At 32.8% G+C, this 20833-nt stretch carries 25 protein-coding genes; 11 read left to right on the forward strand and 14 right to left on the reverse strand.

All coding sequences use genetic code 11. From position 1 onward, the window contains the following. Position 1: 1 nt before the first annotated feature. Positions 2–2083, forward strand: coding sequence for a peptidoglycan D,D-transpeptidase FtsI family protein (locus tag AQ616_RS05665; RefSeq protein WP_069685253.1), 2082 nt, complete (start codon positions 2–4; stop codon positions 2081–2083). Between the two features lie 129 nt (positions 2084–2212). After that, positions 2213–2869, forward strand: a complete 657-nt coding sequence (gene phoU, locus AQ616_RS05670; protein WP_069685254.1) for a phosphate signaling complex protein PhoU — start codon at positions 2213–2215, stop codon at positions 2867–2869. Between the two features lie 23 nt (positions 2870–2892). Here the strand turns inward: phoU and AQ616_RS19860 are convergent, their stop codons facing one another. Then, complete coding sequence (locus AQ616_RS19860; protein ID WP_240490469.1) at positions 2893–3450, reverse strand: endolytic transglycosylase MltG; 558 nt, start codon at positions 3448–3450, stop codon at positions 2893–2895. A 12-nt stretch (positions 3451–3462) separates the two neighbouring features. Continuing rightward, positions 3463–3693, reverse strand: coding sequence for a hypothetical protein (locus AQ616_RS05680; protein ID WP_017797040.1), 231 nt, complete (start codon positions 3691–3693; stop codon positions 3463–3465). Between the two features lie 230 nt (positions 3694–3923). Between AQ616_RS05680 and rpmG the strand changes: the two genes are divergently transcribed. From rpmG to AQ616_RS05695, 3 genes are all read left to right on the forward strand, one after another. Beyond that, entirely contained in the window at positions 3924–4073 is a 150-nt protein-coding gene (gene rpmG / locus AQ616_RS05685; protein WP_017797039.1) for a 50S ribosomal protein L33, read from the forward strand. A 62-nt stretch (positions 4074–4135) separates the two neighbouring features. Further along, positions 4136–4711 (forward strand): 5-formyltetrahydrofolate cyclo-ligase, encoded by a 576-nt coding sequence (locus AQ616_RS05690; protein WP_017797038.1) that lies wholly within the window; start codon positions 4136–4138, stop codon positions 4709–4711. A gap of 357 nt (positions 4712–5068) precedes the next feature. Beyond that, complete coding sequence (locus tag AQ616_RS05695; RefSeq protein WP_069685255.1) at positions 5069–6625, forward strand: rhomboid family protein; 1557 nt, start codon at positions 5069–5071, stop codon at positions 6623–6625. Here AQ616_RS05695 and AQ616_RS05700 read toward each other — a convergent pair whose 3' ends face one another. Next, positions 6626–7489 (reverse strand): hypothetical protein, encoded by an 864-nt coding sequence (locus AQ616_RS05700; protein WP_017797035.1) that lies wholly within the window; start codon positions 7487–7489, stop codon positions 6626–6628. A 129-nt stretch (positions 7490–7618) separates the two neighbouring features. Between AQ616_RS05700 and AQ616_RS05705 the strand changes: the two genes are divergently transcribed. The 4 genes from AQ616_RS05705 to AQ616_RS05720 all read left to right on the forward strand — a co-directional run bounded on the left by AQ616_RS05705 (position 7619) and on the right by AQ616_RS05720 (position 12491). Continuing rightward, entirely contained in the window at positions 7619–9076 is a 1458-nt protein-coding gene (locus tag AQ616_RS05705; protein WP_017797034.1) for a spore germination protein, read from the forward strand. A 71-nt stretch (positions 9077–9147) separates the two neighbouring features. Next, positions 9148–9351, forward strand: a complete 204-nt coding sequence (locus tag AQ616_RS05710) for a YqgQ family protein (RefSeq protein WP_017797033.1) — start codon at positions 9148–9150, stop codon at positions 9349–9351. Continuing rightward, positions 9351–10328: an ROK family glucokinase gene (locus AQ616_RS05715; protein ID WP_069685256.1), complete on the forward strand. Its 978-nt coding sequence runs from the start codon at positions 9351–9353 to the stop codon at positions 10326–10328. Before AQ616_RS05710 ends, AQ616_RS05715 begins: the two co-directional genes overlap by 1 nt. A gap of 216 nt (positions 10329–10544) precedes the next feature. Continuing rightward, positions 10545–12491, forward strand: coding sequence for an LTA synthase family protein (locus tag AQ616_RS05720; protein WP_069685257.1), 1947 nt, complete (start codon positions 10545–10547; stop codon positions 12489–12491). Between the two features lie 254 nt (positions 12492–12745). Here the strand turns inward: AQ616_RS05720 and AQ616_RS05725 are convergent, their stop codons facing one another. Continuing rightward, positions 12746–12928, reverse strand: coding sequence for a DUF2759 family protein (locus tag AQ616_RS05725; RefSeq protein WP_017797030.1), 183 nt, complete (start codon positions 12926–12928; stop codon positions 12746–12748). A gap of 146 nt (positions 12929–13074) precedes the next feature. Here AQ616_RS05725 and AQ616_RS05730 point away from each other — a divergent pair, with 146 nt between their 5' ends. Then, a complete protein-coding gene (locus AQ616_RS05730) occupies positions 13075–13698 on the forward strand; it encodes an MBL fold metallo-hydrolase (RefSeq protein WP_069685258.1) in 624 nt (207 codons plus the stop codon). 45 nt (positions 13699–13743) lie between these two features. Here AQ616_RS05730 and AQ616_RS05735 read toward each other — a convergent pair whose 3' ends face one another. From AQ616_RS05735 to comGA, 8 genes are all read right to left on the reverse strand, one after another. Then, entirely contained in the window at positions 13744–13986 is a 243-nt protein-coding gene (locus AQ616_RS05735; protein WP_011066312.1) for a DUF2626 domain-containing protein, read from the reverse strand. Positions 13987–14110: 124 nt separating this feature from the next. After that, positions 14111–14482: a competence type IV pilus minor pilin ComGG gene (locus AQ616_RS05740; RefSeq protein WP_069685259.1), complete on the reverse strand. Its 372-nt coding sequence runs from the start codon at positions 14480–14482 to the stop codon at positions 14111–14113. Next, positions 14457–14879 carry a ComGF family competence protein gene (locus AQ616_RS05745; RefSeq protein WP_017797027.1) on the reverse strand — a complete coding sequence of 141 codons (423 nt, stop codon included), beginning with the start codon at positions 14877–14879 and terminating at the stop codon, positions 14457–14459. Before AQ616_RS05745 ends, AQ616_RS05740 begins: the two co-directional genes overlap by 26 nt. Further along, on the reverse strand, positions 14860–15201 hold the full coding sequence (locus tag AQ616_RS05750; RefSeq protein WP_017797026.1) for a type IV pilus modification PilV family protein: 342 nt from the start codon (positions 15199–15201) through the stop codon (positions 14860–14862). The genes AQ616_RS05745 and AQ616_RS05750 overlap by 20 nt, the downstream gene beginning before the upstream one ends. Further along, positions 15188–15616, reverse strand: a complete 429-nt coding sequence (gene comGD, locus AQ616_RS05755) for a competence type IV pilus minor pilin ComGD (RefSeq protein ID WP_017797025.1) — start codon at positions 15614–15616, stop codon at positions 15188–15190. The genes AQ616_RS05750 and comGD overlap by 14 nt, the downstream gene beginning before the upstream one ends. Next, positions 15606–15908 (reverse strand): competence type IV pilus major pilin ComGC, encoded by a 303-nt coding sequence (comGC, locus tag AQ616_RS05760; RefSeq protein ID WP_017797024.1) that lies wholly within the window; start codon positions 15906–15908, stop codon positions 15606–15608. Before comGC ends, comGD begins: the two co-directional genes overlap by 11 nt. A gap of 12 nt (positions 15909–15920) precedes the next feature. Then, a complete protein-coding gene (comGB, locus tag AQ616_RS05765) occupies positions 15921–16961 on the reverse strand; it encodes a competence type IV pilus assembly protein ComGB (RefSeq protein WP_069685260.1) in 1041 nt (346 codons plus the stop codon). Beyond that, positions 16924–17931: a competence type IV pilus ATPase ComGA gene (gene comGA / locus AQ616_RS05770; protein ID WP_069685261.1), complete on the reverse strand. Its 1008-nt coding sequence runs from the start codon at positions 17929–17931 to the stop codon at positions 16924–16926. The genes comGB and comGA overlap by 38 nt, the downstream gene beginning before the upstream one ends. 140 nt (positions 17932–18071) lie before the next feature. Here comGA and AQ616_RS05775 point away from each other — a divergent pair, with 140 nt between their 5' ends. Then, positions 18072–18257 (forward strand): YqzE family protein, encoded by a 186-nt coding sequence (locus AQ616_RS05775; protein ID WP_017797021.1) that lies wholly within the window; start codon positions 18072–18074, stop codon positions 18255–18257. A 12-nt stretch (positions 18258–18269) separates the two neighbouring features. Here the strand turns inward: AQ616_RS05775 and AQ616_RS05780 are convergent, their stop codons facing one another. Then, the gene (locus AQ616_RS05780) at positions 18270–19052 is read right to left on the reverse strand and encodes a YqhG family protein (protein WP_069685262.1); all 783 of its coding nucleotides are present in this window, start codon (positions 19050–19052) and stop codon (positions 18270–18272) included. Continuing rightward, the gene (locus tag AQ616_RS05785; protein WP_017797019.1) at positions 19039–20709 is read right to left on the reverse strand and encodes a DEAD/DEAH box helicase; all 1671 of its coding nucleotides are present in this window, start codon (positions 20707–20709) and stop codon (positions 19039–19041) included. Before AQ616_RS05785 ends, AQ616_RS05780 begins: the two co-directional genes overlap by 14 nt. Positions 20710–20833 lie beyond the last annotated feature (124 nt).

Consider the following 20833-nt stretch of genomic DNA (forward strand, 5'->3'; position numbering starts at 1 on the left):
ATTGAGTAAGGATAATAAAAAGAAACGAGCCCAACTTCCCTTTCGGATAAATATATTATTTTTTGCAATCTTTTTGTTGTTCTCTGTATTAATTTTGCAACTAGGGGTTGTACAAATTTTGAATGGGGAGGCTCACCAAGAAGAAATTGAGCGAACAAATATTGACACGACGAGTGTACCTGTTCCGAGAGGAAAAATATTAGACACAAATGGAAATGTAATTGTAGATAATAAAGCGATGTATTCTATTACTTATACGCCACCAAAAGGCGTACAAGCGAAAGATCGCTTAGAATTAGCTCAAAAGTTAGCAGAGTATATTGATATGAGTCAGGAAGACCGGTTAAAACGTATTACGGATAGAGATAAGCGGGAATATTATTATTTACTTAATCAAAAAGATGTAGACGAGAGGTTAGAGGACCTAGATACTTCCGAAATGGACAATGCAGATGTATATAACCATACATTGGATTTGATTACCGAAGAAGAAATTAGTGATTTCTCTGATGATGATATGGAAATTATCGCTATAAAAAAAGAATTGGATAAAGCTTACTCATTGACTCCACAAGTTATAAAAAATGAAGATGTTACTGCTGAAGAATATGCAACTGTTGCAGAGAATTTGGATAAATTACCAGGGATAAATGCGACCACAGATTGGGATCGAGTATATCCTTACGAGGATACCTTAACGAGTCTGTTGGGAAGTATAACAAGTCAGCAGCAAGGAATTCCAGCTGAAGATGTGCAAGCTTATTTAAGTAAAGGATATAGCCGGAACGATAGAGTAGGAAAAAGTGGTTTAGAACAGCAATATGAAGATTTCTTGAGAGGTAGAAAAGAACAGATTCAATATGAGACGAGAAAAGATGGTACGATAGTAGGAACGGAAACCGTAGTTGAAGGGCAACGAGGAAAAGACCTCGTTTTAACGATTGACATGGAATTTCAAGAAAAAGTAGACGAAATAGTATTAGAAGAATTTAAGGATGCTAAAGAAAAATATCCTGGGCCTAATCAGTACCTAACGAACGCTTTTGCAGTAGTAATGAATCCAAAAACAGGCGAGTTACTGGCAATGTCTGGCGTGAATTATGATAAAGAAAAGGGAGAATACAATGATGCCGCATTTATGGCGTTAGCAAGTGCATATGAACCAGGTTCTTCAGTGAAAGGTGCCAGTGTATTAGCAGGATATGAATCGGGTGTGATTTCACCAGGACAAGTGTTTTTTGATAATCCAATTCGAATTGCTAGTACACCAGTAAAAAAATCAGTTAGAAATTTAGGTCATGTAAACGATTATCAAGCTTTGGAAAAGTCTTCAAACGTCTACATGTTCTATATCGCTTTACGAATGATGGGAGAAAACCGACATCCATATCCAGATAACTCTAGCCTTAATGCAAGTTGGAGTGAATACAACAATGCACTAAATGATTTACAAAATTATTTTAATCAATTTGGTTTAGGTGCCTCTACGGGTATTGATTTTCCGTATGAATCTACTGGAGTTCGTTCAAATAGCGCACCCAATCCTGGTAATGTTCTGGATTTTACAATTGGACAATATGATACGTATACGACTTTACAATTAGCACAATACGTTTCAACGATTGCTAATGATGGCTATCGTGTACAACCACATTTCCTAAAGCAAGTTCATGATCCAATTGCTTCATTTGATGAATTAGGTCCAGTGTATTATACAAAAAATACGCAAGTAATGAACAGAATAGATATGAGTCAATCTGAAATTGAACGCGTACAAGAAGGTTTTAGAAGAGTATATAGTACAGGAACAGCAAGCAGTTATTTTTCAGGCACAGATTATACTGCTGCTGGGAAGACGGGTACAGCTGAAACATCCATTTATGAAGATGGGAAAAAGCTAGCTGATACTAATAGTCTTTCACTGGTTGGCTATGCACCATTTGATGAACCAGAAGTTGCGTTTGCTGTAATAGTTCCACATACTGGGGAAGGAAATGGAATAAATAATAAAATTGGCAGACGTATCCTTGATGCTTACTTCGAAGTGAAGGAAGAACAAGATGAAGAAGAAGCAGTTGATTGATAAAAAACAGTGAATCCAACATGGATTTGCTGTTTTTTTATAAATGATTACATAGAGTTTACAAACGATTAATATTCAACCTTTATAATTGGGTACATATATAAACTATTTATTATGGGAGGAACTTATATGTCAACACGAAATCAGTTCCAAGATGAGCTTCAAGAACTATATGCGGATATCCTTCATATGGCGGATTTAGTTGGTGAGGCATTGGACAAATCAATGGAATCATTAATTCAACAACAGCAAGAAATGGCAGAGAATGTTATAGCTAAAGATAATGAAATTGACAAGTTAGAACAAAGTATTAATGATAAAGCGATTTTACTTATTGCAAAACAACAACCTGTAGCAACAGACTTAAGAAGAATTGTATCTGCATTAAGGGTTATGATAGATATTGAGCGAATGGGGGATAATGCGAAGAATATCGCTAAATCAAGCATAAGGCTACTTGATAACCCTTCAAGTGTACCTCCTGATCTTTCGCATATGCACCATCAAGTCAAAAAGATGCTTCACACAGCAGTATTGGCATTTGAGCAAGAGGATATTTCGCTTGCTGGAAAGTTAGCGGAGTTGGATGATGAAGTAGATCGTGTCTATAAGCGTGTAGTTAGTGACCTGTTATACGAAACAGCTACTCGACCTGATCAAATAGAATATGTAATGCAAATGTCCTTTTGCGCAAGATACTTGGAGCGATTCGCAGACCATATCACAAATATTGGTGAAAGCATATTATATATGGTCAAAGGAGAAAGTGTGAATTTAAATAAATAGCACAGCATTTCGCTGTGCTATTTTTAATTATAGCTTGTAATTACTTCCGCTATTTCAAAATGAGACATATCGCTTGTTAATTCAAATGTGCCTGGCTTCACGTTAATTGCATAATCATTATCTTCTAAGTAGTCATTAAAGTCAGAAGCACTTTCAATAATATCTTCATTTTCTAGTATATCGCTAATTTGAGAAGAAGCCATTCCAGTTTCAATAGTAAGCTTATATTCTTTTGGAGAATCTTCTTCAGATTCTTCTTCATTGGATGAATCTTCTTCAGTTGTTTCTTCTTCCTCTTTATTATTATTTTCGGTTTCTTCTTTATTCTGTTCAGCGTCTTCATCTGATGATTCACTGTTGGTATCAGTATTTTTTTCTGAATCGTTTCCATTTACACTATAAGATATGTATTCTTCTTGGGAAAGAACCGCGTAACCTTGATCTTCTAATACAGGAATGAGTTCTTCTGCTTTAACATCTTCAATAGGTGTTTGCGAATCTTGTACTAGATAGAATACAATCAGAATAATTAAGGCACTTGTAAACAAACCAAGTGAAAAAGCTTGAATATGATGTTTCATTGATTTACTCCTTTAATTATTGATAAGATTACTATTTTCTCTTTTATGATCAGTTAAATCACTAGGTAATAGTTCTTCCTCAAGTACTTTGATTTTCTTTTTTAATTGATATGTATCTTGCATCGTTGTAATCGACATTTGTTCTAACTGTGATTCTACTTCTTCAATTCTATCATTCATAAAATAAGATAGAATGAATAGAACAATTGCAACCACGATAATAGCGATTATCGCATAAAACATTTTATTCCCTCCTTCATATTCATTAATAGTTATACCATAAAAAGACAATGGAATCATCATTATTCTACTAATTTTTATCATTACTATAATTATGGAAATAAGTTAACAGCTGATTTTCATCCATTATTGCAGTAAACAATCTTGATAATTACTGGAAAGTTTGATAATATAATTAAAGTCTGTACGATTATGTATGAAGAGGCAAGTTGAAAAGTTTGGAGGGATAAAATATGCGCGTAAATATAACTTTAGCTTGTACGGAAACGGGAGATCGTAACTATATCTCTACAAAAAACAAGCGTACAAATCCTGAACGTATTGAGCTTATGAAATACTCACCACGTCTAAAAAAACACACGTTACATCGTGAAACAAAATAATGTTAGTAAAAAACTCTTATCGTTTGGATAGGAGTTTTTCTATTATTAGAGGGTGTGTAAATATGAGAAAGCAAATATTAAGAAAAAATATGATCCAACAATTAAAAAAATTACCTGAAGATGAAAGAAACGCTATCCAGTTAAGTCAACAGCAATTATTATTTCAATCAAGTCTTTGGAAAAATGCGTTAACAATTGGAATTACAGTTTCTAAGGGATTTGAGTGGGACACAAAACAAATCATTCGGCAAGGATGGAAAGAAAATAAAATTATTGCCATTCCTAAATGTAATCCGTTTGATAAAACAATGACATATCATCAAATCACCACTTTTGAACAACTAGAAGTTGTCTACGCTGGTATAGAGGAACCTGTTATTGAACTTACAAGTCCTGTAAAAAATGAAATACTTGATTTATGTATTGTTCCAGGTATTGTATTTGATAAAAATGGTTATCGTATTGGGTTTGGTGGAGGTTATTATGATCGAATGTTACCGAGTATAAAAGCTCCCACATTGTCAATTTGTAGTGAGTTACAGATTGTCTCGTCCTTACCTAAGGAATCACATGATCTACCGGTAGATTATTTGTTAACAGAAAAGTTAATTTTTCTATGTATAAGTAAATCATTCTAGAAAAAACTATTTACATAATAGAGTTAGGAAGGAATGATTTATTAATGCGTCCTCTCATTTCGGTTGCATTATTTATATCTTTGATTTTAATCGTATTAAAGTGGAGGTATAAATTATTTAATGCGCTATTTGCCATAAGTATTATACGTAAGATAGCAGTTAGGTTAGCTATGAATTTTCCAGGTGTTCAATCAAAAATTTTTGGTGAATCAACTAGTCGCTATAATTATTAAAAACGAAGAAGATGAGTATATAGGATTTCACACTCATCTTCTTCGTTTTTTAGAATGATCCACCATGATAATCCTGTGCAAAAGATATTCCCTTTTGGTATGATAATCATGGGGAGGTTGGTGTATGTACCTAAACGATTTATATTTGGAATACCAATTAGCTTATCAACTATTTCAGCAAGGATTTGAATTAATTAATAAAAATGAGGAGACAGACGAGCTTTGGTTCGAGAGATTTCAAAACAACACTTCATTCATCATTCGGTTATTGCCTAAACGGTTTGATTGGCAAAATCAACTCAAACAAGATGTAACAAGTACATATCAACGGATTCATCAAATGAGAAAAAGCTTCAAAGGAAAACATATTGAAGCAATTACGGTTTATACATCGAGTGAAGAACCAATTGGTGATGATTGGCAAACATTAAAAAAACCGATTACTTCAAATGCAAAAAAGCCTTTTACGATGAATGTGTATTTTTTACATGAAACAGAGCGTTCTGATGAAATTGAACGTTTACGAGAAAAAACAGGTCTAGATTTATCTTTAGAAGAAATAGACGAATTGGATAATGAAGAAAAAGAAAGAAAAGTTGCTTATTTTAAACAAACTATACTTCAAGATTTTAATAACCGAATTGAAAAAAGAAGAAAAGTATTTTCAAATGGAAAACCATTATTTACATATATTTTAATAGCACTTAATATATTTTTTTTCTTACAACAAATAAATAATGGCGGAAGTGAGAACATTGATACGCTTATTGATATGGGAGCAAAATATAATCCACTAATTATGGAAGGTGAATGGTGGCGACTATTTACTTCCATGTTCCTACATATAGGTTTTGTCCATATCTTAATGAACATGGTTGCATTGTTTTATTTGGGAACAGCTATTGAAAGGATATTTGGTAGAACGCGATTTTTAGTTATTTATTTTCTTGGCGGAATAGCTGGTTCGATAGCTAGCTTTGCTACATCTATTAGTATCTCTGCCGGGGCATCTGGAGCAATATTTGGATTGTTTGGTGCCTTGCTATTCTTTGGTTTAATTTATAAAGACGTATTTAAAGATACAATGGGTATGAATATTATATTTATACTAGTATTAAACCTCGTCATTGGGTTTTCTATCCCAGAAATAGATATGGGTGCTCATCTCGGTGGTTTACTTGGCGGCTTTCTAATAGCTGCTTGTCTACATGTACCAAGTAAAAAGAATGGTAAATATCAATTAGGAGCAATTATCGCATTTATTGTTTTATGTGCCGGATTATTAATGTATGGTATTGATAATAACGCTTCTTCTCTAGAATTTAAATTAATTGAAGTAGAAGAAAAACTAACTGATAATCAATTTGAAGAAGCAATTGAAATATCTACCGATGCATTAAATGAATTAAAATCGAATAAAGATAATAAGTTGATGGCTTATTTTCTTTTCCATCGTTCGTATGCATATATACAGCAAGGTGAAATTGAATTAGCACAAGCTGATTTAGAAGAAAGTTTAGGATATGAAGAAACTATTCCTGAAGCGTACAATAATTTAACTATCATATATGCAAATAATTTTGAATTTGATAAGGCGAGAGAAGTAATCGGCGAAGGTCTAGAACGATTTCCTGATAATCAAGAATTATTAGATCTTCAGCAGGACTTATCCAATTATTAATCATTTAAGAGTAGCTTTTGGCAACCGCTGAATTAGCTGCTCTTTTTTTCCGTTTAGTTCATATAGAACAAGTAAGTGTTTTGCTTCTTTGTCGATTAAAATTAATGGTACAAAGCTGCTAAGTTTATCATTTGGTGGGTCAAGAGCAGGGATAATGTAGTTTTTATATAGTCCTTCCCACAATTGTCCAATCACTTGATCTGATTCTTGCTTAGTCATATTTGGTAATGGAGTATCTTCATATATAAATAAATTTGTTAATGGTATAGCATAATAGTTAGAGGAATTTACGTTAAAATATTGCATGAGTTGTTGCCAATGATAAATTAATTGTTGATTTGTAGTCCGATTTAAGACTTCTTCCCATTCCTTTTCGTATTCGTTAGCTGGTTCTTTAAATGAAGCAATTGGTTCAGAAGGGGAGTCAATAACATACAGTTCATCTTGAGACATATGTTGAATACTTCTTATTGTATTGTTATCAATATGGATCTCTCCCTGATGAAATGAAATACTTTCATAATGATTTGAGTCATGTCCAATAAAATTTTCTTGAATATCAATCTTATCAGTATCTTGTTGCCATTTACTGCGTACTCCTTTTAGTCTGCCATTTACGAATAATAAGGATACATCTTGTCGCATAGCTAATTCCGCATCACTTTGTGAATTTATATTCCATTGCATTTCGTATCGATTTGTATCTTCTTCTCCTATAAGTAAAACTTTTGTATCTGCATAATTAAAAGTGTGTGTATCATCTAACGGAAAAAAGCTAATTGCTTGTTTGTCTATATTGATAATATAAATTGTAGTCACAAATATTAAACCGCCTATGATTGGAAGGATATATTTTTTCCACATCTTACTCATCCTTTATCGCTTGTCTATATGTTTATATATGTTTTTAAAAAAGAATATATGAAGGATTCTAGTATAGAAATTATAGTTCGTTATAAACTAGTCATATCTTATAGTCACAGGTGGTAACGAATGAAACAGGATAAAAGACCAATTGATCATAAATTAACAAACAACGTTACATTCCTAAAAAGTTATTTAGGGGTTGAGAAAAGTTTTGATTTAATTTATTTAGATTTAAATTATGCAGGGAAAGATATGGCTATGTTCATGGTTGATGGATTTGCCAAAGATGATATATCGTTATATATCATGCAAACATTGGCTGCGCTAAAAGAACATGAACTGGATAAAGATACGTTAACCAAACTACTTAAGAGATATATCCCCTATATAGAAATTGAACCTATAGATAATATTTATCAAGCCGCTGATTTTGTATTAGCCGGAGCAACAGCTTTATTTGTAGATGGTATAGATAAGGCAATTATTATTGATTCGAGAACTTACCCTGCACGCTCCCCTGAAGAACCAGATCTAGAAAGAGTAGTTCGTGGACCAAGAGATGGATTTGTAGAAACATTAGTATTTAATACCGCATTAACAAGAAGACGAGTACGCGATCGTTCACTTCGAATGGAATATTTACAGGTAGGGCGACGGTCAAAAACTGATGTAGTCATAAGTTATATAGAAGATATTGCAGATAATAAACATATAGAAAAAATCAAATCGATATTAGAAAAAATTGACACAGATGGACTACCGATGGCAGAAAAAACAATTGAAGAGTTTTTAAGTGATCGTTATTGGAATCCTTATCCATCTGTACGATATACAGAAAGACCAGACACTGCTGCTGCACACTTATATGATGGCCATATCTTGTTAATTATTGATGGCTCACCTAGTGTTATGATAACTGCAACAACGTTTTGGAATCATTTACATCATGCGGAAGAATATCGTCAGAAACCTACTGTTGGTGCATATTTAAGAATGGTTCGTTTTTTTGCAATTTTATTTTCAATGATATTATTGCCTCTATATTATTTAATGTCTTCACATCCAGAGTTATTACCCGCTGCTTTAGAGTTTATTGGTCCAGATGATCCTGGAGTAATACCTCTACTTCTCCAATTTCTCATTGCGGAGATAGGGTTAGATATGTTAAGGATGGCTTCCATTCATACTCCATCTGCATTAGGAACGGCACTCGGATTGGTTGCAGCAATTATGATAGGTGAAGTCTCTGTCCAGGTAGGGTGGTTTACCAACGAAGTGGTTCTTTACATTGCTACTGCTGCAATTGGTTCTTATGCAACTCCTAGTTATGAGCTAAGTATGGCTAATCGAATTGTACGTATTATTTTATTATTAGCGACCGCCAGTTTTGGTGTGATTGGTTATGTAGTGGGTATAACTTGTTGGCTATTGTACATTACAAAAATGAAGACGTTTAAAATACCTTATTTTTGGCCATTTATGCCATTTTCACCAAATGCATTACGGGATGTTATCATTCGTGTGCCAGTACCGATAAAGCATCGCCGACCTGAAATATTAAACCCTAAAGACCCGGATCGTTAACTGATTCGGGTTTTCAATTGTTTAGTTCCCATTAATTAAAGCATTTGATATAATAGTGAATGGTGATTAATTTGAAAACAATGATTGATGTTCGTAATTTATTAAAACGTTTTGGTGCGTTTATTTATACTGGCGATCGACTGGGAGATTTGGAATTAATAGAACTTGAATTAGATGATTTGTATCAATATGGATTTATTACTCAACAAGAATTTCTAACGGCAAAACTTTGCATTAAAAAAGAAAAAAATAATCATTTAAAGGGGAATGGGTAGTGGACAAGCATTTATTAGTGGGTATTGATATTGGGGGAACTACGGTTAAGATAGGTTTTATATCTGAAAATGGGAAGATAGTACACAAATGGGAAGTATCTACGAATCTAGCGGATGGTGGAAGGCATATTGTCCCAGAAATCTGGTCGTCTATTGAGTCAAAAATGGAGCATTTATCCTATTCTCTATCATCGATAATTGGACTAGGTGTGGGAGCACCAGGTTTTATTGATGCAGAAAAAGGATATGTTCATGAAGCGGTTAATATCGGTTGGAAAAATGTTGCTTTAGCTGAAGCGTTTCAACAATATGCAAAAGTTCCAGTTTATGTTGAAAATGACGCGAACATTGCAGTGCTTGGTGAAAATTGGGTTGGTGCAGGAAATCAAGCAGACAATTTAATTGCTATTACATTAGGTACTGGAGTAGGCGGAGGAATCATTGCCAATGGTCGAATTTTAAATGGAGCAAATGGAATGGCAGGAGAATTAGGCCATATGATTGTGGAAGAGAATGGGGCACCTTGCAATTGCGGCAATCATGGTTGTCTAGAAACGATTACTTCTGCTACAGGTATTGTAAGACAAGCATTAGAAAAAATCATTGAAATACCTCATTCAAAATTAGCAGAAGCTTATAATAAAAATAGAGAAATTACATCTAAAGAAATTTTTGAACTAGCATCTGAAGGTGATATAGCAGCAAAATCGATTGTTGATCATACTGCTGATGTTTTAGGCAAAGTCTTAGCTAACATGGGTGTAATTATAAACCCTTCTAAAGTATTAATTGGCGGGGGAGTTTCCAAAGCTGGAGATCAGTTAATTGATGCTATACAGCAAGCTTTTGAAAAACATGCGTTACCAAGAGTGTCAGAAGCATGTTCAATTAAAACTGCTCAATTAGGAAATGACGCAGGTATTATTGGAGCAGCATATTTAGCATATTCTTCAAAAAATAGCACATTTTTCACTTGATTTTTTTTTATTTTCTACTAAAATAGTAACTTATGAGTACAGTGTAAAAAAATCTTATAAAAGTGAAACTTTAATGGCATGATATTCGTCTATATTAATAAGTATTTTATTAATTGTAGTTTACAATTGCTAAAAATGTGGAATATGATTCATAATGAGGAATTGTACTATGAAATTTAATTTAGATGAATGAGTTAAGAAACTAGGAGGAGAAATATGAAATTCTTCAAAAAACCCAAAGTGCCGTTGTATATATTAGCAGCGATACTATTTGGTCTAAAAACGTATATTGTATATAGATTTATGTTCAACATTGGAATTGACAATTCTATGCAAGAGTTAATTTTATTTATTAATCCATTTGTGTCTGCATTCTTAATATTTACGATTGCGGTGTGGTTTAATAAGACTTCAAGGCAAATGAAATATATTCGCTATATGGCATTATTTGCTTCCTTGATTGTTTGGGCGAATCTCGTATTCTATCGTCAGTTTACAGATTTTATTACGATTCCACAATTATTTATGGGAAGCAATATGGGAGATTTAGGGTCAAGTATTTTAACGCTAATCAAACCATATGATGTATTATTCTTTGCTGATGTTATTATTATTTGGATTTTAAGTAAGAAATATGAAGGTACTTTATCTGTTCAATATCCAAAGAGTGGAAAAGTAGGAGCAGTAGCATTTTCTTTAGTTCTACTTGCAGGAAACTTTTTCTTAGCAGAGATGGAACGTCCACAATTATTTACTCGTGCGTTTGATAGAGAGTATTTAGTTAAAAATATTGGTTTATTTAATTATCATGTATACGATATTGTTGTTCACTCAAAAACCGAGTCACAGCGCGTATTTGCAGATGGAAATGAAATTCCTGAAATTGAGGAGTTTATTGAGACGAATATTGATCATAAACGAAGTGAAGAAATGTTTGGCATTGCTGAAGATAAAAATGTAATTTTTATTAATGCAGAGTCACTTCAAGAGTTTGTAATTAATAATGAGGTAAATGGAGAAGAAATAACTCCTTTCTTAAACGGTTTAGCTGAAGATGAGGATACGTACTACTTTGAAAACTTCTATGAACAGACCGGCCAAGGAAACACCTCAGATTCGGAGTTCTTAGTTGAAAACTCTTTATATCCATTATCTCGTGGTGCTGTATTCTTTACGCATGGCGGAAATGAATATAATGCATTTCCAGAACTTATAAAAGAAGAAGGGTATACTTCTTCTGTATTACATGCCAATAATAAAAGCTTCTGGAATCGTGAAGGAATGTACGATAGTTTAGAAATTGACAACTTTTATGGTGAAGAAGCTTATGAGGTTTCAAATGAGAATTCAATTGGTTGGGGATTAAAAGATAAACCATTCTTTGAACAATCGATTAAGTATTTAGAGTCAATGGAACAACCTTTTTACAGTAAGTTTATAACTTTAACAAACCATTTCCCATTTGAAATGAATGAGGAAGATACGTCTATTGATAAATTTGATTCAAACTCAAATACACTTAATAATTACTTCCCAGCAGTAAGGTATATGGATGAAGCTATTGAACAGTTCTTCCAAGATCTAAAAGATAGTGGATTATATGAAGATTCTGTAATAGTGATTATGGGTGATCATATTGGAATTAGTGCAAATCATAACCGTGCGATGGCACAGTATCTAGATAAAGAGGAAATTACTCCTTATGATCAAGTACAGTTACAACGTGTTCCTTTATTTGTTCATATTCCTGGTCATGGTGAAGGAAAAGTTATGGATGAAGTAACAGGTCAAATTGACCTTAAACCAACTATGCTTAATATGTTGGGTATCGAACAAGAAAAAGATATCTCTTTTGGTAACGACATGTTTAGTGAAGATCGAAAAGATTATATAGCACTTCGTAATGGTGATTTCGTTAGTGAAGACTATATCAAAACTATGGGTGTTTGTTATGACAGAGAAACTGGTGAACCTGTAGATGATGTTATTGATGAAGAAACATCTTCTGAACAAGAAGCAGAACAACAAAAGGAACAAGTGGCGAGTGCATGTGATTCTATTCAAGAAAAAGTTGACCAAGAATTAGCTTATTCCGATTCCATTGTATATGGAGACTTATTCCGATTCGTAGATTTTGGTAAAGATCAAGCAAAAGAAGAATAATTAAAACTAACAAAAACCTAACAACAATGCGATTGTTGTTAGGTTTTTGTATTGCACGAAATTATAAAATTTGTGTGTGAATTAAACCAGCACAACCGTAAAGAGCCTAGTCGTACTTATACCCCCTAAGTGAAAGTTATCATCGGTACGTTGCTAAACTAAAGGAGGGTCTTGTGCTTTTGTTTTCATACTAATATAGACATTAAAAAACAACAATAATGCCAGAAGCAAAATGTTGTTTTTTTCCATGGTTATTATCCAATAATCTCTTTGATAATCGTAGCGATTGAAAAGAATCCAAAAGCTACAGCAGTAATAGCTGAAAATAATAGTGCAAACATGTTTTTATACTTTAGCTGACGAATAACGGAAATAACAGCTAATAAAGTGACTCCTAAAAGTAATACTCCAAGGATAATGTGATAATACGCTTCCATCTTTTATTAACCTCCTCATTCCGACCCCTTTTTTGTTGAGTCGAAAGGAATATATGTATTATTATGTAACTAACGATTATCAATTATTATTTTATAGTATTCCATCTTTTTTGTCGAGTTATTATAAAAAATAAGGAGAGAATTTTATGGAAATTATTGCTAGACCAGTGGGGATGGTACAAGCGAATTGTTATATTCTTAAAGAAGGAAGTAATGGGATAGTTGTTGATCCAGGTGGAGATGCAGAAATAATCCTGTCTATAATTAAAGAACATAACTTAGATATTAATGCTATTTTATTAACTCATGCACATTTTGATCACATTGGAGCTTTAGAACAGATTCGTCAGAAAACGAATGCACCAGTTTATTTGCATCAGGCAGAACATGAATGGTTAAGTGATCCAAATTTGAATGGTTCTTATAAATTAATCGGTCAATCTATTGTAGCAGCACCTGCAGAATTTAGTGTGGTAGAGGGTGGATTAACTATAGGAGAGTTTTCAATGCAAGTATATCATACACCAGGACATTCTCCAGGTAGTGTAAGTTATATATTTCCTGAACAACAGTTAGTAATCAGTGGTGATGTCCTGTTTCAAAAAGGAATAGGTAGAACTGATTTACCAGGAGGAGATATAGACGTGTTAGAACATTCGATTCGAGAAAAACTATATCAATTACCCGAAAAATACCAAGTTTTATCTGGTCACGGTCCAATTACAACTATACAAGCTGAAAAAGTCGGAAATCCTTTTTTTCAAGCTTGAGAACATAAGAAAAAACCACATGATTCATGTGGTTTTTTCTTTGTTTTAATGTCCAAACCCAGGTACAAGTATAAATTCGGAATACCAAGTATATCCAATTAGAAATACAGTACAATATGCACCAAATAAATACATGTACATTCGTTCGGATAGTTTTAAATAGCCTAATGTAAGGAAAAACGCCGTTTGAGCCAGGAATAGAAGTGCAGTATTCATCATGTCACCGACATAAAACATTACTGTAAAAATACCTGTCCAAAAGGCAAGAACACGAAACATACGATCCATGTCTTCCCCCTCCTTTGTAGGTAACCTTTTCATAGTTATTATATACGAGCTGGATAAGATTGTAAACGTTTCTATGAACAATTATATTTGAAGTTGTAATTAGAGTAACCTAATTGATGATTTTTTATTCATCAATTGCATAAAAATGTTCATAGGAATAAAAGGGGTCTTCCTCCAAAAAAATAGTGAAGGATAAAGAAAAAATATGTTGCTTTCTTGATTTTATCTGTACTTTAACTTGTCCATCAGGATAAGAATAATATTTAAGTTTTTGTGTATCCATAAATTCCTCTAAATCATTTTCAACGTCTACCTTGCTCATTTGAAACAATGTTTCTGACTGGAGTAGTTTTAAATGAAAATCGGTTATCTTTTTATCATGATGATTATAAATAGTCAATAGCGTTAAACTTAAGAATAGGAAGCTAATAATCCAAATAACATAAATAAATAGAAATCCTTGTTCATTATTAATAAAAACTAATTGTTTTTTCATATTGATCTCCAGAACTCGTTGTTAATATAATTTGAAATCCAAATTCTAACGGTTGGAAGTATAATTCAGCTATGTTTCTTAAATAAATTTCAAATCCTTTTCCATCTACTTGGCGTCGGATTAAATTCCCAAACTGTTCGTAGGTAACGGTTTGTTCATTTAAATCACTTGGAACAGTCAATACCAGTTTGTCATTTGTTGCCACTGCATGAAGAGAGCGAATAACATCATCACGTATAAATTGAAAAAATTGATGAACAGACAACTCTTCCTTTGCAGATGGAGTTTCTATGAAATGTAACATATAACTTATAAAAGGAAGTGTAATTAAGATAATTGTCATCATCAATAAGTGACTAATTAGCGAGAAACCTCGATTATCTTGGAGATTTACCATGCAAACAATACTCCTCTTGTCGATGTTTTATATTTACCCACTGTGCACATCCTGTGAGTATTCTTTGTTCTGTTTCAAAATCAAACGTTACTTCTGTTTGAGAGTTTTCCAATAAGAATGTAGATTTTTCGTTTTGAAGATCATTCCAGAAGTTTGATTGTAGCTTATCATGTAACTTATAAGCTATTGTACGTCTTTCTTGAAGCACGAGTTGTTCTTTCATTAGAAGAGAAAAAAGAGGAAGAAGCGATATGATAATTGTAAAAAAGAGTAAAGTAGCTATTATTACTTCAGTAAAACTAAAGCCATTAGATTTCTGCAATATAAAAACGCCCTTTCCCCAGAGGGAAAATTAATTGATATGTTTTATTGATTCCATAGACACTTATTGTTCGCGGCTGAATAACTGTGCCATTCGAATTGAAATAAATTTCTCTTTTACCAAATGTATCAATAGATAATCCTGCTGGATATGGACGAACTTCATTGGTATTCAGTCCTTCAATTATTCTGTATTCATCAGCATAAAAACGAATTAAAACACGTTCATTTTCATACATTCTTGCTCGTGATTGAATATATAGGACATCATATTTAAGTAACTCGAAAAACTGCTTCTCTTTTAATTGATTTAATTGAGTCATTTGTGAAGGTGCGAAGAAGGTTATAATAACCATTAAAATGGCTAAAGAAAATAATACTTCGATGAGCGTAAAGCCATTTTTGCTAAGAGGCATTTACTTTGCCGTTCGAATAAGTTAGTGAATTATTATTTGGACAAGTTAATTGATCTTCGGTAATAAAATCATTTTCTACTAATTCATCCAAGGAATTAGGGTGTTGTCCAGTCTCTAACAAAAATGTATCTACTTGAGCTTGAACAACACTGATCAAAGCTTCACAACCCTTAGAATGAACTTCCCCACTTTTTTCTCCTATATTAGGAATGATGAGGATTATCAATACGGAAATGACCATGAGCACAATTAACATTTCAATGAGTGTAAAACCAGCTTCTTTTTTAAACATATGATCTACTCCTTAAATTGAATTCATTATTTCAAACATTGGAGAGAGGACACTAATATAAATGAAAATAATAAAAGCTCCTACTATAATAAAAAATATAGGTTGAATATACGTAATTATCTTATTTAATTGGTAATACATTTCTTCCATAGATAATTCAGCATATACGTGTAAGTCCTTAGCAAGGGTCTTTGCGTCAACTCTAGTAGACATAATTGCTCTTAATTGTTTTTCTATAAAGTAAAAAGATGTAAGTAGACTCTCTAATGATTTTCCTCTTGCTAATTGTAAGTGCATCTGTTTTGAATAATACGTAATAATTGGTAATTTATCTTGATAAGCCATATAGGAAAGTAATGTATGAAATGACATATCTGCTTGAAGAAGGGAACTTAATTGCGTAGCAAAATGAAAAGATGTTTGTTTTCGATAGTAACTAGCAAGAAGAGGGATTTTAGAAATGATCTTTATCTTCAGGTCAGTAGATATCTTTTTTTTAAATACAGACCAATATACAAAGGCTATTAGGATGAGAAATAACACAATAAGAATAAAATAACCAGCCCATTGTAACGTGAAAAATATGAGTTGAAGAGGAGGGGAGAGGTTGCTTACAAAAAGAAATTGAAAGGATGGAAGTACTTGATTATATACGAAATATAATATAATACTAAAAGTTATAATCAGAATAAGTGGGTATCGGACTACTTGTTGAAAACGTTTCTGATAGTTTATTCGATTTTGGTATAGATGTATACTTTGCTTTATCCGACTTTCTAAATTACCATTATCTCTTACAACATAAAGATGTGTAACGATAGAATGGTGAAAATGAACGTTTTCAAGTGCTTCATCTAGATGTAATCCATTCTTCAGGTCATTCTTAATCATATCAGTAACATGTTTATATTCATCATAGAAAGAAAGTGTTTCTAGGGATTCAGAAATTGTTAATCCTTTCGATAACATTCTACTTAGAATTTGTAAAAAACGAAGTTGCTTGCTTGAAGATAGCTTATGTGACTGGATAATCTTTCTTAGATATAAAGCCATATGCAAAAGCCTTCTTTCGTAGGTATTCAAATGTAAAACGGTATTCAAGGTGACTCCGTTGATTGTATATTACTTCTGACAATTGTTCTCCCTCTAACAATTCCATAATTGCAGCTCTTCTTTGTTCCCCTCTATATTGTATCGGTAATAGCTGAATTGCTCCAATCGCTAAAAGACTTTGTTCAAGATCAATATCCTTCAATCCCATTTCTTTAAGACGAAATATAGTACCAACAGCATTCTTTGCATGTAACGTACTGAAAACGAGATGCCCTGTTAAAGCAGCCTCAAAGGCAAAATGAGCGGTCTTGCGATCACGGATCTCTCCAACCATAATAATATCCGGATCATGCCGAAGTGCTGCTTTTAATCCAGCGTGGTAGGAGATGCCTGCTTTTTCATTAATTTGAATTTGTAATACATTATCCATCTTTTTTTCAATTGGGTCCTCTAGTGTGATTGTTTGACATGGGTTTTCTGCAAGTATGGACTCTAATAGAGCGTATAAAGTCGTTGATTTACCACTTCCAGTCGGCCCTGTTAGTAAAATGATACCTGCTTGATTTGATAACCATTCTTTTTTTATGTGACGGATTTGATTTGGAAAAAGAAACAATTGCTGCTCTAACTGATGAGATTGTTGTGGGTGGATTCGTATTGCTATGCTCTCTAATAAATAGTGGGGGAGGGTAGAAATACGTAAAGAATATGTGTCCGACGTTTCTGTCCAGATAATTGTACCGTGTTGAGGTATTCTGGACTCACCAATATCCATACCAGAAATAAACTTATAATAAGTAATTAATAATCGATATTGATTTGAAGAAATCTTTCGATGTAGTGTACGTCTTCCATGAATACGAAAATAAATTTCCGTCTGTGTAGTATAAGGATAAAAATGTATGTCCGAAGATTGTAATGAGACCGCAGATTGAATGAGGGAGTCAGAAAGTTTTTTTACTTCATTCATTCATCTACCTCCTTTCTAAGAATTTCTGACTATAATATACTTTCTACATAATACGATATAATCCTGCTTGTATTTAAAAATATTTTGAATAATTGTTTATGAACTGGTCAAAATAACTAGTAAATAAAGGCGGTGTGTTTATGAATGGGAATGACTATTTACGGTATATGACGGAACAAGTAATTACTTATATCGACCTGCCAAAAGAAGAAAAACAAAAAAGAAGAAATACTCATCAAAAAAAGCAAAGTTTATATCAGAGTCGTTGGTTTGGAGTTTTACCATTTACATTTAAATTATGGTATAAAAAAAGAAATGGAAAATGATCCATTTCTTTTTTAGTGTAGGGAGTTATCTTTTAAATAAAATATACCACCGTTAATAACTTTAATTTGAATTGTTGGTTGATATCTTTTTTTTAAATCTTCCAATTCCTGCATGTAACGTTTATGTTCTAAGTTATCTTCATAAAAGTGTGTCAGCGTCTTTTTTTCTTCATTCCAAACTTCAAATGAATCTTTAGCCCAATTATGTTCTTGATTTTCAATATAAGTGGTTATTGTATCTTGAATACGTTTAAAACCACTCTGTAATTTAATTATGGGAGACATCGTAAAACAATAATCGGAAATCGATTTTTCCAATGGAATTTTCTGTAGTTTATCCATGGCATCGACAACCATTCGACCGTTTACTAACTGCAACCCCATTGATAATATTTCATCTTTTTTGTATCTACCACTATAACTAACTTTAATATTGGTAATTAACCACGGATATAAAGGAGTTTTTTCCGCTGTATGTATTACCTCGAATAATTTTGTCAGACGCTCACCTTGTTTTAATTTATTTAATATTTGATGTAAGCGAGGGCTGCCGAAATGGATCCATTCACCTTGTTCATCTTTCTTATCAGGATTAGTTATCATAGACAGTTTCATCGGCTCACCTTGACGTCCTATCTTTTTTATATAATGCCAGTAAAATGGTCGGTTCATTAGTTCTCGATCCATTTCTTCTGTTAGCTGAATGACCATTTTCCCATCTATATTTTCCTCAATCAAGCAGTTTTTTGTTTGAAAATATTCACTTAGAAAGGAATTTAAATCATGAATTGCCATACTTTTGCTCCTCCTCCATTTTGTTATCTGATGGATTCGCTTGTTCTATTATGGAAGTTAAATTGTCTAATTTAATCCTTACTTCTCCACTAGAACTTGATTCATTATATATAGATTCCATTTCAGATTCTAAACTTTTCACATTTAATTCAGCTAATATAGCATCTAAATTTCCAATTACATTCTGGAATAAATCAATTTTTTCATATAATAGGGAAAGCATATGTTCTTCGATCGTATTTTTAATCACTAAATTATATATTTGTACGTCTTTTTCTTGACCAAATCGATGAATCCTTCCTATCCGTTGCTCCAGTCGCATCGGATTCCATGGTAGATCATAGTTGATCATATTATGACAAAACTGAAGATTAATACCTTCTCCGCCAGCTTCCGTAGCTATCAATACTTGAGCGTGATCTCGGAACAACTGTTTCATCCAGTCTTTCTTTCCACGTTTAAATCCCCCACGGAATGGAACGGAAGTAATCCCGTGTTGTTGTAAAAACCACTGCAAATAATATTGCGTAGCTCTGTATTCCGTAAATACGATAACCTTCTCATCCCCTAAAGATTGAATTAATTTGACCATTTGTTCAGCTTTTATATGTTGTTCTAGGGATTCTAAATCAGAAATTATTTTTTTTAAAGGGTGTTCTACATCTTCAATATCTTTTACGAATTTTACTAATGACATATAGCATGCTTCACGAGAAGAACAAAATTCACGTAAATAGGTAATCTTTGAAAATGATGACATTCCAAATGAAAGTTGAACTAATTGATCGTATAATTGTTGGAATTCTTTTGGAAAGTCCATCCACACCGTTTCTATTTTTCTTTTGGAAGGTTGTAAAGCTGTCTCTTTCCGTGTATTTCGTATCATCACTTTTTGAACAAGTTGTTTCAAGTATGGATCTTGTTCCATTCTCTTTCTGTCTTTCCCGTATTTTTCAGTAAACGTTTGATAGTTTCCTAAATGTCCTGGCTTTAATATACTGATTAAGTTAAATAACTCGAGTAATTTATTTTGAACTGGTGTAGCAGTAAGTAATAGACAGTATTTCTTCTTTAATTCTCTTACGAATTGATAGTTTTTCGTTTTCTCGTTTTTTAACTTGTGTGCTTCATCTATGATGATTAAATCATAATCAATATCTAGAATTTCCTCACTGTTTGGAGAGCGTTTTGCAGTATCGATAGATGAAATGACTACATGGTTATCTACCCAGCTGTAGTTTTTCCGATGTGCAATAGCTGGGATAAAAAACTTATCATTTAGTTCTTTTTCCCATTGGTTTACTAATGAAGCAGGTACAAGAATTAATACTTTTGAAACTAATCCCCTTACCATGTATTCTTTTAATATTAAACCAGCTTCAATTGTTTTTCCTAATCCTACTTCATCAGCAAGTATAGCTCTTCCGTCCATTTCTTCGATAACTTGTTCGGCTGCCTCTCGTTGGTGATCTAAGATTTGAAGATGCGATAAATGATTTATAGAACGAAGCCCTTTAAACGAAGGGCTCATCGTTTGCTTTTCTGCTTCATATGCCATAGAGAAAAGTTTCCAGCTTGTTAGATTTTCTTCTCGCTGGATTGCCTCATCCAGGTCTATGATAAATTGTTCGTCTTTGTTGACTTGGATAGAATCCATATGTTATCCCCTTTTCTTGTTAATAAAATTTGGTTTTTTCTATAAAATCTATAGTATCTGTGTTATAATCCAATTGAAAATAGATTTTCCTTTATTTTGGTACTTAGTATATCCAAAATATACA

The organism is Oceanobacillus sp. E9, from assembly GCF_001741975.1.
Lineage (GTDB): Bacteria > Bacillota > Bacilli > Bacillales > Amphibacillaceae > Oceanobacillus > Oceanobacillus kimchii.